10 protein-coding genes are annotated in these 13234 nt (G+C 68.5%); 6 read left to right on the top strand and 4 right to left on the bottom strand.

Annotated elements, in window-relative coordinates:
• Positions 1 to 713: 713 nt before the first annotated feature.
• Together AMYBE_RS0134950 and AMYBE_RS0134945 are read right to left on the bottom strand one after the other, a co-directional pair.
• Entirely contained in the window at positions 714 to 1115 is a 402-nt protein-coding gene (locus tag AMYBE_RS0134950) for a TIGR03667 family PPOX class F420-dependent oxidoreductase (protein ID WP_020664044.1), read from the bottom strand.
• Between the two features lie 188 nt (positions 1116 to 1303).
• Positions 1304 to 3469, bottom strand: coding sequence for a DUF2339 domain-containing protein (locus AMYBE_RS0134945; protein WP_020664043.1), 2166 nt, complete (start codon positions 3467 to 3469; stop codon positions 1304 to 1306).
• A 121-nt stretch (positions 3470 to 3590) separates the two neighbouring features.
• Between AMYBE_RS0134945 and dusB the strand changes: the two genes are divergently transcribed.
• Positions 3591 to 4736 carry a tRNA dihydrouridine synthase DusB gene (dusB, locus tag AMYBE_RS0134940; RefSeq protein ID WP_027928337.1) on the top strand — a complete coding sequence of 382 codons (1146 nt, stop codon included), beginning with the start codon at positions 3591 to 3593 and terminating at the stop codon, positions 4734 to 4736.
• Positions 4737 to 4802: 66 nt separating this feature from the next.
• On the opposite strand, the gene AMYBE_RS0134935 is transcribed toward dusB, so the two are convergent.
• On the bottom strand, positions 4803 to 5222 hold the full coding sequence (locus AMYBE_RS0134935; RefSeq protein ID WP_020664041.1) for an Hsp20/alpha crystallin family protein: 420 nt from the start codon (positions 5220 to 5222) through the stop codon (positions 4803 to 4805).
• Between the two features lie 154 nt (positions 5223 to 5376).
• Here AMYBE_RS0134935 and AMYBE_RS0134930 point away from each other — a divergent pair, with 154 nt between their 5' ends.
• The 5 genes from AMYBE_RS0134930 (at position 5377) to phoU (ending at position 12112) form a co-directional block, all read left to right on the top strand.
• Entirely contained in the window at positions 5377 to 6210 is an 834-nt protein-coding gene (locus AMYBE_RS0134930) for an alpha/beta fold hydrolase (RefSeq protein WP_020664040.1), read from the top strand.
• A gap of 150 nt (positions 6211 to 6360) precedes the next feature.
• The gene (gene idi, locus AMYBE_RS0134925) at positions 6361 to 6924 is read left to right on the top strand and encodes an isopentenyl-diphosphate Delta-isomerase (protein ID WP_020664039.1); all 564 of its coding nucleotides are present in this window, start codon (positions 6361 to 6363) and stop codon (positions 6922 to 6924) included.
• Positions 6925 to 7037: 113 nt separating this feature from the next.
• Positions 7038 to 7697, top strand: a complete 660-nt coding sequence (locus AMYBE_RS0134920; protein ID WP_020664038.1) for a GGDEF domain-containing protein — start codon at positions 7038 to 7040, stop codon at positions 7695 to 7697.
• Positions 7698 to 9967: 2270 nt separating this feature from the next.
• Positions 9968 to 11353, top strand: a complete 1386-nt coding sequence (locus tag AMYBE_RS45265; RefSeq protein WP_027928336.1) for an LCP family protein — start codon at positions 9968 to 9970, stop codon at positions 11351 to 11353.
• An 84-nt stretch (positions 11354 to 11437) separates the two neighbouring features.
• Positions 11438 to 12112, top strand: a complete 675-nt coding sequence (phoU, locus tag AMYBE_RS0134905) for a phosphate signaling complex protein PhoU (RefSeq protein ID WP_020664035.1) — start codon at positions 11438 to 11440, stop codon at positions 12110 to 12112.
• A 141-nt stretch (positions 12113 to 12253) separates the two neighbouring features.
• On the opposite strand, the gene pstB is transcribed toward phoU, so the two are convergent.
• Positions 12254 to 13030, bottom strand: a complete 777-nt coding sequence (gene pstB / locus AMYBE_RS0134900; protein WP_020664034.1) for a phosphate ABC transporter ATP-binding protein PstB — start codon at positions 13028 to 13030, stop codon at positions 12254 to 12256.
• Positions 13031 to 13234: the final 204 nt, after the last annotated feature.

Below are 13234 nucleotides of genomic sequence, written 5' to 3'. Positions count from 1 at the left end.
AGGGCCCAACCGGATCTCGCGGTCCGGCTCGGCGTCACGATCCAACTTGGTGTCACGGTGCAGCGCGGTGTCACGGTCCGGCTCGGTGTCACGGCCTGGCACACCGTCACCGCCCGGCCCGCTACCGCGATTCGAACGACCGCGGCCGCGATCGCCCGGACCACCATCACGTCCCGGCTCAGCACCGCAGTCTGGCCCAGCACGACCGCCCGCCCTCGACGCGCGGGCACCCGCCCGCGTGGTGCCGAAGCCAACGGCGCCGCTCGCGTTGTACGACAGATCGGATAAATCGGGTACGTCGGGCATGACAGGCTCCACCGGTGGTCGCCGAAGCATCGCCGTCGGAATCCGACGGTGCCACGCTGCGAAGTACCCAACGCGCCCGCAGCCGAAAACCCGGGCCATCAACCCGACGCCGGATCCGCCTGGCCAAGCCGGGGCGCGCACCTCTCCCGATCCGCTCCCATGCAGGGCTGCCGAACCCGGAATCCGGCCCCTCCCGCGTTCAGCGACACCCACGGCGTCGCGTGGTCAAAGACGTTCCATCCGCCCCCTCCTCGGGTGTCTTCCCGGTTGCTTGCCCAAGATTCCCTTACCCAGCACCCGTCGTCGGCTCGTCCGCGTCAGTCCTCACCGGCCTCTGTGTCCGCCGCAGCCGCTAGCGGACGGCAGCTCTGCCTGCACCTCGACTTCCGGCCTCAACGACACCTGCGTCAGAATCCCCAGGATTTCTCCGGCACGATCCGGATGCGGACCGAGTAGTCGGCATCGAACGCGGCGGCGTCGGGGTATCCGATGCCGGCGTACCTTCGCTGATACTTGCCCAGGTACCCGGGTGCCTCGGAGGCCTTGGCCTCGTCCACGTGCGCCCGCCCGTTGACGACGATGATGCTCCCGCCTTGATCATTGCTGTTCAAATGGAAGCTGACTTCAGGGTTGGCGGCGATGTGCCGCAGCTTCGCGGTGTCCGGCTTGCTGAACACCAAGATGTCTTCGCCGTCGAGGACAGACCACACCGGACGTGGCGCGGGTCGGCCTTTCGGCGTGACAGTGCTGAGCCATGCGACGGATTCGCCAGCGCGGTCAATGAGTTTGGAGTCGTGGGTGTAGGTCATGATCGCTGCCTCCTCGGTAGGCGTCCAAGGTAACCACGAGGCACCGACAGTTTCGCGCGGCTTTTCCGTCCGGCCGCGTCGGCCGGACGTTTCCCACGCCCGACCATCGAGAGAATTCTTCTGCTACAGCAAGGGAAAACCCCGATCCGGAGAACTTTCCTTCGCCGGATCGGGGGACATCCCGAAGATCAGCGCGACGCGACAAGCTTGGCGTATCGCGCACCCGCGGCCAAGAGGATCAGCCCGGCTCCGAGGAACGCGCCCACCCGAGCCAATCCGTCCAGCGCCGCGAGGTCGAACAGCACCAGCTTGGCCACTGCCGCGGCGACCAGCACCAGGCCGGTGATCCGCAATGCGATCACTTCGATCCCGCGCAGGAGAAGGACAAAGGCCGCCACGGTCCACGAAACCGTCACAAGCGTGTGCCCGACCAGGAATCCCGCACGGCCCGGAATGACCAGCATGGCCGCGGCAAGCACCAGCCCAGCGGCGCCGTAGAGCGCGCCCAAGCCCGCGGGCAGCCACGGAGCAAGGCTGGCCGACTTCACCACGTCGAGCCGAATTGCCGCCCACGGCAAAGCGATCGCCGCAGCGAGAAGCAGCGCGGCCGCCGTCAGCGCCGTGAGCAGAACAGCGGTCGAATGGGCCCGTGCGACCAGCAACATGACTGGGTTGAGGTCCGAACCGATCGCGAGCAGGCCGCCGATCACTGCGAAGCCAAGGGAACCACCCAGCACGTAACGATTTCGCGTGAACTTCGCGGCAAACGCGAGCGCCACCGCTTCCCCGAGCAGGATCGATCCGCCGTCGAATTCGGTGAGGGTCGCTTGCATTGCGGCGACGAGGCCGGCGATACCCGCGACGGTCCCCGCGTTCCCTCGCACGATGGGCCACGTCACGAGCAGCACGACAGCCGTTCCCCCCGCCAGGAACACCGATTCCGGCTTCGGCAGCAGCAGCGCGTAGACCAGGATCGGCAGCGGAGCGAGCGCGAGGACCGACAAGGCGTATGGTTCATTATCGTTTCGTCGCAACGTGATCAGCGCAGTCCCAGCGCTGACGACTCCGGTCGCGATGATCGCCGGAATCGTCAAGGTGCGCAGCCCGATCCCGATCAGTGCCGCTGTCAAGGGCGGGATCGCCGCGGTAAACGAAAGTGGCCACCACGCCCGTCGGAGGTGGACAGGAACCGTGGCGATCTGGATCATGAGAAGGAACGTCACGAGCTCATCCGTGAAGCCCCACGTGATCATGGGCGCACACACTCCGCAAGCACCCACCACGGCATTCGCCAGCAGAGGGGATTCCCATTTGACCGCAAGCAGAACACCGCCCACCGCGATCGCCAGGCCGACCGCGATTCCGGCGGGCACCGGGAGGAAGTCGTACAAGGAGGTGGCAGCGATCGTGTCCAGGTAAAGCGTCGCGATGCCGGTAGCGGCAAGGGCGAACGCACCGGTGCGCGCGGCCGGTTTGCGATGAAGCCACGCACCCGTCGCCACGAGGATCCCGCCGAACGCGGCACCGACGGCCACCCGCGGCAGCGGTCCCAGCCAACCGCGTTGAATGGCGAGAATCAGCAGCAGCACAACGCCAAGCAGCGTCACCGCACCACCGACCCAAGCGAGCAGCCGCGAACCGGCACCTTCCCGGCTCAGCCGCTCGCGGAGGGTGGGCGCGGGGACGTAAGGCTGCGGGTAAGGCGCGGCGGGATGCGGCAGCGGATAGCCGGTTGGCGGCTGAGTTTCCGGTCCTGCTCCGGCAGCAGGTGGGGCATAGCCCGGGTAGCCGGCGACGGGCTGGTCGTACGCCCGTTGCTCGGCTGCAGCCTGGCTTGCGTCCGGGTGCTCAGCCACAGCTCCGGCGGCGCTTTGCTGCCCGGTCCACTGGCCGGTGCCCGGCTGCTCGGCGACGGGACGCCCATCGTCGAACTGCCCGGCAGCCGACTGCCCGACACCCGGGTGAGGCTTCGACGGGTGGGGCGCGGCGGCCGGGTGCGGCATGGGGTACGGCGTTCCGTACGGGTAGTAGCCCGGGCGGAACGGAGGTCCATACACAGCTGGGTAGCCCGGGTACGGGCCGACGCCTGGCGCAGCAGGGTAGCCCGGCGCGGTCGCCTGACCCGGCGCGGACGGATAGCCCGGCGCGACTGGCTGGCCCGCCGTCGGCTGAGTCGCTGCCGCCGCGGCTTGGGTGGTCTCCTCGGTCGCCTGTCCGGTCGAGACGGCCGTCGCCGAGCCAGTCTCCGGCGGGAGGCGCACTGCGCGCAGCTCGGTGCCGACATGCGTCAGGCGGCGGCCGAGGTCGTCCAGTTCGCCAGCGAGGCGGTGGAGCGTTGCAGCATCCGTGGTCATACCGGACAGCGTCGGCCAGAGGCCGCCTTGATCGGATCCGTAGCACTACTCATGCTCGGACACGAGATGGTCACCATCGGCCGAGCTGCCCGAATGCGTGTGCGGTAGGTCACAAGCGACAATGGATGCCGTGACTGCCACGTTGAGTACACCCGCGTTGAAGATCGGCCCCTACCAGGTCGATCCTCCCGTCGTGCTCGCACCGATGGCGGGCATCACCAATGTCGCGTTCCGGCAGCTCTGCCAGGAGTACGGCGCGGGCATCTACGTGTGCGAAATGATCACCGCCCGCGCCGTCGTCGAACGGCACCCCGGCACGATGCACATGATGACCTTCGGCGAGAACGAAAAGCCGAGGTCGATGCAGCTCTACGGGGTCGACCCGAAGACCATGGCCGAAGCCGTGCGGATCATCGTCGGCGAGGGACTCGCCGATCACGTCGACTCGAACTTCGGGTGCCCGGTCGCGAAGGTGACGCGAAAGGGCGGCGGCGCGGCGCTGCCGTTCAAGCGGAAGCTGTTCGCGGACATCGTGCGCGAGTCGGCGAAAGCCGCTGCCGAGGGCGGCGTGCCGTTCACCGTGAAGTTCCGCGTCGGGATCGACGACGACCACCGCACCTTCCTCGACGCTGGCCGCATCGCCGAAGCCGAGGGTGCCGCCGCCGTCAGCCTGCACGCCCGCACGGCCGCCCAGCGCTACTCCGGTCAGGCCGACTGGTCGAAGATCGCCGAGCTCAAGGAGGCAGTGACCAGCATCCCGGTGCTGGGCAACGGCGACATCTTCACCGCCGACGACGCACTGCGCATGGTCGCCGAAACCGGTTGCGACGGCGTCGTCGTCGGGCGAGGCTGCCTCGGTCGGCCATGGCTGTTCGGGGAGCTGGAGGCGGCGTTCCAAGGACGAGAGGTCCCGGACGGCCCGAACCTCGGCGAAGTCGCGCGAGTCCTGCGGAGGCACACCGAACTGCTGATCGAGCACGACGGCCCGGACAAGGCGATGCGCGACATCCGCAAGCACATGGCCTGGTACCTGATGGGCTTCCCGGTCGGCTCCGAGCTGCGCCGCGGCTTCGCGATGGTGACCAGCCTCAGCCAGCTGGACGACCTGATCGCCCAGCTCGACCACGACGCCCCCTTCCCGGCCACCGCGACCGGCCCGCGCGGTCGGCAGGGTTCGCCCGGCAAAGTGACGCTCCCGCACGGCTGGCTGGACGACCCGGACGACGACTGCGTCCCCGAAGCCGAAGACATGCACTCCGGCGGCTGACCTGCCCAGACAGCACTTGTCCCCAGATCATCCACATGTGGACAACCTGGGGACAAGTCGCGATTTTCAGGCGTCGATCTCCTGCGGCGCGCCGCCGACGGCGATCTTGCGCGGCTGGGCCTTCTCCGAAACCGGGATGCGCAGAGTCAGCACGCCGTCGATGTAGTCCGCGGCGATCCGCGTGGTGTCGAGGGTGTCGCCGAGGAACAGCTGGCGCGAGAATTTGCCGCGCGGTCGCTCGGACACCTGGACCTGCGCGTCCTCGACCGCGACTCCGGCGCGCTCAGCGCGGACGGTCAGCACGTTGCGCTCGACGCTCACGTCGATGGAGTCGCGAGCGATCCCCGGCAGGTCGAACTGGACCACGTACTCGTCGCCGGAGCGGTAGGCGTCCATCGGGACGGTGCGCGAGGCAGTGCCGGCACCGCTGAAGAACTGCTGGGTCAGGCGGTCGAACTGGGCGAACGGGTCGGTCCGGATCAGCATGTCGAATCCCCTTTCGGACAACTGTGGCCAGCTTCTGGGGTGCTGACCAAGCCATGCAAAGTTGCCAACGGTCGACTCAACTAATTTGTTCCCTTGTCGCTCAGATCACAGCGTCGGACTCGAAATGTCGGCCCCAGTCCGTAGAGTGCGTCCTGTGATCGACCAGCTGACCATCCCGACTGAAGCCGGCTCTTTCGACGCCATCGCCGCAGGCCCCGGAGACGGCCGCCCGGTCCTGCTGCTGCACGGCTTTCCACAGGCCGCCGTGGAGTGGGAACACCAGGTAGCGACGCTCGGCGTGCTCGGCTATCGCGCGGTCGCGCCGGACCAGCGCGGCTACTCGCCCGCGGTGCGGCCCGAGCGTCCGGCCGGGTACGGCATCGCGACGCTGGTGTCCGATGTGGTGGCGATCGCCGACGCGCTCGGCTGGGGCCAGTTCGACCTGATCGGCCACGACTGGGGAGGCGCGGTCGCGTGGTGGACGGCCGACGAGCACCCGGATCGGCTGCGCAGCCTCGCCGTCGTCTCCACACCGCATCCGGGCGCGCTCGCCGAGGCGATGCGCACCGACGAGGACCAGCACCTGCGGTCGGCGTACATGACCGAATGGCGCCAGACTCCGGCCACCGAGCGGCGGATGCTGGCCGACAACGCCAAGGCGTTGCGCGAGATCTTCGACCGGCGCATCCCGCCGAGCAAGATCGACGAGTACGTGCGGCGGCTGTCCGAGCCGGGCGCGCTCACCGCCGCGCTGAACTGGTACCGGGCTGGGCGGCCGGGCGGGAAGATCGGCAAGATTTCGGTGCCGACGATGTACGTGTGGACCACCGAGGACGTCGCGTTCGGCTCCGTCGCGGCGCTGGCCACCGCGGACTGGTGCACCGGGCCGTACCGGTTCGAGATGCTGGAAGACGTGTCGCACTGGGTAGCGGAAGAGGCCCCGGAAGCGCTCACTTCTTTGCTCGTCGAACACCTTGCCAGCCGGTGACCCACAGGTCGGCTAGGTCGGCCAGCTCTCACGTCCCCGAACCCAGACTGCGGAATCACCCGTTCCAGGAAGGCCCGCCGCTCGAATCGGTCGAAACGGCCACCCGCCTCGCGGTATCCGTCGACGGGCACGTGGTGTTCAGTAGCCGGAGTGAACACCAGCACTGAAACGGAAACCGAACGCGTCGTCTTCGTGACCGAGGACGGGGTGCCCACCGGGGAGACCGGGCCGAAGCTAGCCAGCCATCATGCGAACACCCCGTTGCACCTCGCGTTTTCCTGTTATGTCCTGCGCCGTTCGGACCACGCGCTGCTGATCACGCAGCGGGCGCTGCACAAGAAGGTGTGGCCGGGCGTGTGGACGAACAGCGTCTGCGGACACCCCGCGCCCGGCGAGGCGCTGGAAGACGCCGTGCGCCGGCGTGCGTCGTACGAGCTCGGAATGCCGGCGATCGAAGACCTGGAGTGCGTGCTGCCGAAGTACCGCTATCGCACGCCGCCGTTCCAGGGAATCGTCGAGAACGAGTTCTGCCCGGTGTTCGCCGCCTGGGCCGAGGACGACCCCGAACCGAACCCCGAGGAGGTCGGCGGCTGGCGCTGGATTCCGTGGGCCGATTACACACAGTGGATCACCGATCCGGCGACTGACGCGAGTTACTGGGCTCGTGATCAGTTTTCCCAGCTCAAGGACAAGCTGCCATTTTCCGCCCTCTGACCGGAAACTGCGTAGCGTGACATCGCCGGAGGTGCGTCGTCCACTTGAGCGAAATTCATCTTCGCGCGTACCGATGACTCAAGCCGCCGCTCCTATAAGTCGACAACCATGAAGTGGCGGAGGTCGGTGTGTCGGCGGAGGACGAACTCGGAACGGGGGAGGCCGCGCCAGACTTGCTCACGCTGCACGAGTCGGTCGCGGACCGGTTCGCGACGCGCGGCGACTGGCGACGGGCCTATCAGCACCTGCGGTCCGCACTGGACATCGCGCGGGCGGGCAGCCTGCGCGACCCCCTGACCTCGAGCTACAACCGTCGTTATCTCGACCAGCGGCTGCCTCAACTGGCCGCCGCGGTCGCCGTCGCGCTGGTCGACCTCGACCGTTTCAAGTCGGTGAACGACACATACGGTCACCTTCTCGGCGATCGCGTTCTCTGCCGGGTCGCCGATCTGCTCCAAGAGGGGCTGCCGCCCGACGCGTTCTGCGCACGATATGGCGGCGAAGAATTCGCTCTCGTCCTGCCCGGAGTCGATCACCGGCACGCTGTGCGGATCGCCGACGCGGCCCGCGCGAGGATCGCCCGTCATCCCTGGTCAGAACTCCAGTCCGGGTTGCAGGTGACGATCAGCGTCGGCCTCGCGCACGGCACCGGATCCGGGTCGCGCCAGCTCCACCGGGCGGACAACCTCCTTTACGCCGCCAAGCGCGCCGGACGCAACAAGGTCGCTTTCCACGACCGTAAGACGTCCCGAGTGGTTACGCACTCTGAGTAACGCGGCTCCGCGGTTACTCCATTCACTGCCCCCGATCTTCACCTGTTCGTCCGCTTCAGTGCGGACCACGTCGACGCATGGTGAAGAAATTCGCGGGAGGGTGTCGTCACGAACGGCGGGTATCCGTACGATAACGAAAAGTTCCCCCGGTACGACGAGTCCTGGGAGACCCGGTGCAGCTGCCGGGTGTTCAAAGGTGAGCCGCCCAGCCAGGCGCCTGACGTGCGAGAGGAGACCGAGTGCCCGACGAGCACGACACCCACGGCACCGGTCGCCATTCCGACAGCACGGCCCGCCCTCGCGGCGGCCGCCGCCGTTCGATGGACACGCATGGCGGCATCAGCGTGTCCGACGTGGTCGCGCGGCACACCGGGGAACGCCCAGCCTTTCCGGAGGATCCGCCCACCCGGCACGCGGAACCAGTCAGTCGCCGCGCGGACATCGACCGAGGCGCGCCGGGGCGGCGGCGGGCTGAGCCCGAGGCCGGGCATCCGGGCGCGGACGGCCGCGAGACGGCCGGGCCTGGTCGGCGACGGGCCAACGGGGCCGGCGGGCGGCATGGCGATCCCGCGGAGGGCGGGTCCGCGAACGGGTTCGGCGGTCGGCACGGAGAGCCCGCAACCAACGGTTCTGCCAACGGCCGACCGTCAGCCAATGGTTCGGCCAACGGGTTTGCCGCACCGCATGGCGAGCCGGTCGAAAACGGATCGGCGGCCAACGGCGCGAACGGATTCGGAAGCCTGCGCGGAGGAACCGCCGACAGCACCGCGACGCCTGGCAACGGGCAAGCGAATGGGCTGGGCAATCGGCACAGCCGCCCGGCGGACGAGGGAGCCGGACCGGATGCCGAGCGTCCGGGCAGCCGCGGTGCCAAGACTGGCGACGGCTTCGCTGCGCCGGGGAAGCGGGCGAACGGGTGGCACGGGGGTCCAGCCGACGCGGCAGCACCCGCGCACGAAGGTCGATTCGGCGGACCCGAGCAGAGCGAGGGCCGGCCGCACCCGAGCAACGGCGACTCCAATGGCGCGCGCACGGCTCGAGTGGGCGGCCGCGCGCTCCTCGGCGGGCCGGTCTTCGACGCGTTCGAACCGCAAGACGACGCACCTGGCGGCGGACGGCGGCGTGCGACCGCGCCGTATCGGACCGGCGACGGTTCGCCTCGGCCTGGAGACCGAGGCGGACCTGCGGTGCCATCGAACGGGTCGCGCGCCGACGGTCCAGCAGGTCGGTTCGGCGATGCCGGGGGACAGCCGGAGATCGCCGGGGAACGGTCCAGCAGGGCCGAGGGGCGACCCGGCATCGCTGACGAACGTGCCGCTGGACGACCGGGTGAGCCTCGCTCGAATGGCCGTCGCGCGGGCATCGGCCATGGTGCCGCGGAAGCGGGCCCGGCGCGGCCCGGCGCGGAGCGGCCGGACTCAGCTGATCCGGACTTGAGTTCTCCGGAGCCAGGTATGCGACCTCGGCGCGGACGTCCGGACGGGCCTCCCCCACGTCCTCGGCGCGGTGCGACGGTGTCGGCGGAACCGCCGGGGCCTCGGCGTCCGCACGGTGCCGAGTCGCTCGGTGGGACGCCAGTCGCGGGGCCGGGTTCGGCTGGACCCCGCCGACCCGGTCCGGACGGTCTTCAGCTCAACGGGCTCGACGCCTTGGAACCGCGTCGTCCTCGACCCGACTCACCGGGACCCCGTCAGCCCGGCTCCGACGCCACCGGCCGACCCGACTCACCGGGACCCCGTCGGCCCGGGGCGGCCGGACCGCGTCAACCCGGTCCGGACGCCACCGGCCGTCGGCTGCCCGACGCTGGACGCCGTCCGGTCGGGTCGGGCAGCGAAACCCCGGCCGGCAACGGAACGGCCGACTCCGAGAGGACCCGGCTCAGTTCGGCGCTCGAACCGGACCAGCCAGCCGGACGCCCCGGGCAGGTGTCCGGGGCGCGGGGCAACGCCCCGGCCGATCCGGAGCGGACTCAACTCGGCCCCGCGGCAGCGGAGCGGGGCCCGGGTGCCCGGCCTCAACGCCGCGCGCCCGGAACCGATCGGCCTCAGACCAGCGCCGCCGTCGAAGGCAACCCGCAGGCCGCCGACCGGACTCAGTTCACGCCGGTCAAGGGGATCGGTCTCGACTCGAAAGAACAGCCGGAACCCGGTCAGGACCCGGAGCGCACGCAGCTCAGCCCAGTCGATCCCGAGCGCACCCGGGTGACGCCCGCCGCCGGGAAGCGGCCTCGGCGTGCTCCGGCGCGATCGGCTGCCGCGGCCCGGGCGGACATGGATCCGCTCACCATGACCGACGAGATGGAGGCGATCGACGAGGCGACCCAGTACCGCCGCAAGATCGACCACAGTCTCGCCCGGTTCTCCGCCGCGCACGACGACGCGGCGGCCGAGGAAGCGAAGAAACGGGAACGCCGCGAACGGCTCACCACCCGTTCGATGGCGTTGCTCGAGCAGACGCGCACGGCGCTTCAGCGGGTCGTCCTGATCGACAAAGAGGACAAAGAAGAAGAGAGCGAAGAGCAGCACGAGCAGACCCGGCTGCAGGAAAAGAAACAGCGGCACATCGCACGCAACATGCGGATCGGCCGGATCGCGCTCATCGTCCTCGCGGTCGCCATCTTCGTCGGAACGGGCGTCGCGTGGGGTGCTGTCAACTGGTTCGACGCCAAGTTCACGCAGGTCAGCGCGCTCGACGAGAATTCGTCCGACATCCAGAACGCGGAGGCGCAGGCCAACGACGAGAACTTCCTGATGGTCGGCTCGGACAGCCGGGACGGTGCCTCCGCGGAGGAAAATGTCGGCGATCCCTCGGCCATCCCCGGTGCCCGGTCCGACACCGTCATGGTCGCGCACGTTCCCGCGGACCGGAAACGAGTCGTCGTCGTTTCGTTCCCGCGCGACCTGGAAATCGACCGGCCGGACTGCAATCGCTGGGACCCGGCCAAGTCGCAGAACACCGACGAAGTCGTGCCCGAGCAGAAGATCGCGAAGCTCAACACCGCCTACTCGGTCGGCGGCCCGCAATGCATGACGAAGGTGATCCAGAAACTCACCGGTCTGCGGATCAACCACTTCGTCGGCATCGATTTCAACGGCTTCAAGGAAATGGTCGACGCGGTGCACGGAGTCACCGTGCACAACGAGAAGCCGATCGACGACACGGTGCTCGGCAAGGTGCTCGCGGAGACCGGCGACGTCACCATTTCCGGCGACCAGGCGCTGAGCTACGTGCGAGCCCGGCACGTCAAGGGCGACCCGACGTCCGACTACGGCCGGATCAAGCGGCAGCAGGAGTTCATCGGCGCGCTGCTGAAGAAGGTCATGTCGTCCGACGTCGTGCTCGACCCGGGCAAGCTGTCCGGCTTCATCACCGCGTTCGCGCGCGCCACCTTCGGCGACAACCTCGGCGTGCAGCAGATGATGACGCTCGCCCAGTCGATGCGCGGACTGGACTCGTCCAAAATCACCTTCCTCACCGTGCCCACCGTCGGCACCGCGAACAAGCGCGGCAACGAGGTCCTGTTGCCGGACAAGAACAAGAACCTCTTCGACGCCGTGCGCGACAACACTCCGCTGCCCGGTGACAAACCGGCCGGAAACCCGGCTGGTGCGCCACCCGCCAACGCCGCTTCGCAGCCCAATACCAGCCAGGGCTGACCGCTCGGATTCGTTAGGCGGGGTTCACGCGCGGTTCACCCTGCGATGCGGTATTCGGCCGGTCCACGCCGTAGGGTGTTGCTCATGCGTGAGGCCTACCATGTCGAACTCGATCAGCTCGCCGAAAACCTGGCCGCGATGTCGGTCCAGGTGGCCGACGCCATGGAGCGGGCGACCAAGGCATTGCTGGAGGTCGACCTCGGCCTCGCCGAGCAGGTGATCAGCGACGACGCGAAGGTCGACGACGCGCGCGCCGAATGCGAGGAGCAGGCGTACGCGCTGCTGGCGCTGCAGGCCCCGGTCGCCACCGATCTGCGCACCGTGCTCGCCGCCATCCACGCGGCGGAAAGCTTGGAGCGCATGGGAGATCTCGCCCTGCACGTCGCCAAGGCCGCTCGCCGCCGGCACCCGGATCCGGTGCTGCCGGACGCGGTCAAGCCGTACTTCGCCGAGATGGGCCGCGCCGCGGTCGCGCTCGCTCGCCAGGTCGAAGCCGTCATCAAGACCAAGGACGTGTCCGCCGCGAAGGATCTTGAGGCCGCGGACGACCAGGTCGACGACCTGCACCGGCACCTGTTCACCGTGCTGATGGACCGCGAATGGCCGCACGGCGTCGCGTCCGCGGTGGATGTCACCCTGCTCGGCCGCTTCTACGAGCGCTACGCCGACCACGCGGTTTCCGTCGCGAAGCGGATGATCTTCGTGGTCACCGGCCGGATGCCCGGCTACGGCAGCGACGACGAAGACTTGACGATCTGATACAGCACAACGACAAACGCCGTCCGCGACCGCGCGGGCGGCGTTTTTTCTTACCGACCAGCAAAAACTGGCTTTCTGTTTCCCGCACAAGAAAGACGGCCGCCCGGGAAACTCCCGGAGCGGCCGTCCACAAGAGACAGATCAGCCGAACCGGCCCGAGATGTAGTCCTCGGTGGCCTTCTGCTCCGGGTTGGAGAAGATCTTTTCCGTGTCGTTCAGCTCGATCAGCCGGCCCGGCTGGCCGACCCCGGCCAGGTTGAAGAAGGCAGTCTGGTCCGAAACCCGCGCCGCCTGCTGCATGTTGTGCGTCACGATGACGATCGTGTATTCCTTCTTCAGCTCACCGATCAGGTCCTCGATCGCGAGCGTCGAGATCGGGTCCAGCGCCGAGCACGGCTCGTCCATCAGCAGGACGTCCGGCTGCACCGCGATCGCCCGCGCGATGCAGAGCCGCTGCTGCTGACCGCCGGACAGGCCGCCGCCCGGCTTGTTCAGCCGGTCCTTGACCTCGTTCCACAGGTTGGCACCGCGCAGGGCGCGCTCGGCGATCTCGTCGAGCTGCTTGCGTCCCTTCACGCCGCCGAGCTTCAGACCGGCCACCACGTTGTCCTTAATGGACATCGTGGGGAACGGGTTGGGGCGCTGGAACACCATTCCAATGGTGCGGCGCACCTGCACCGGATCCACCGCCGAAGCGTAGATGTTCTCGCCGTCGAGCAGCACCTGGCCGTCGACCCGAGCACCGGGGATAACCTCGTGCATCCGGTTCAGCGTGCGCAGCACGGTCGACTTGCCACAGCCCGACGGCCCGATAAACGCGGTCACGTTCCGCGGCGGGACGTTCAGCGTGACGCTGTCCACGGCGTGGAACTTGCCGTAGTAGATGTCCAGGTCTTTGACGTCGATTCGCTTGGCCATGTGCGGTGAACGCTCACTTCTTTCCAGGTCTGCTAGACCTCCAAGGGTACGGGCGAGCGATGTCCGGGCGAAGGGGAGACAGTGAACGGAAGGTGAACATAAGACGCGTGTTCGCCTCGTCCGTCATCCCTCGAACAGGGCAGTCCGAAGCGCGCCCGCGGACACTGAGAAGCGCGTCACAACGCGCTGAGACGTGGAGTTATT

This window comes from Amycolatopsis benzoatilytica AK 16/65, assembly GCF_000383915.1.
Classification (GTDB): domain Bacteria; phylum Actinomycetota; class Actinomycetes; order Mycobacteriales; family Pseudonocardiaceae; genus Amycolatopsis; species Amycolatopsis benzoatilytica.
This window is presented reverse-complemented; position numbering and strand designations above follow the sequence as displayed.

Bases quoted from the DNA above. Each gene is read 5' to 3' on its own strand.
- AMYBE_RS0134950 (WP_020664044.1), bottom strand. From the start codon at position 1,115: ATGACCTACACCCACGACTCCAAACTCATTGACCGCGCTGGCGAATCC.
- AMYBE_RS0134945 (WP_020664043.1), bottom strand. From the start codon at position 3,469: ATGACCACGGATGCTGCAACGCTCCACCGCCTCGCTGGCGAACTGGAC.
- dusB (WP_027928337.1), top strand. From the start codon at position 3,591: ATGGATGCCGTGACTGCCACGTTGAGTACACCCGCGTTGAAGATCGGC.
- AMYBE_RS0134935 (WP_020664041.1), bottom strand. From the start codon at position 5,222: ATGCTGATCCGGACCGACCCGTTCGCCCAGTTCGACCGCCTGACCCAG.
- AMYBE_RS45265 (WP_027928336.1), top strand. From the start codon at position 9,968: ATGGATCCGCTCACCATGACCGACGAGATGGAGGCGATCGACGAGGCG.
- phoU (WP_020664035.1), top strand. From the start codon at position 11,438: ATGCGTGAGGCCTACCATGTCGAACTCGATCAGCTCGCCGAAAACCTG.
- pstB (WP_020664034.1), bottom strand. From the start codon at position 13,030: ATGGCCAAGCGAATCGACGTCAAAGACCTGGACATCTACTACGGCAAG.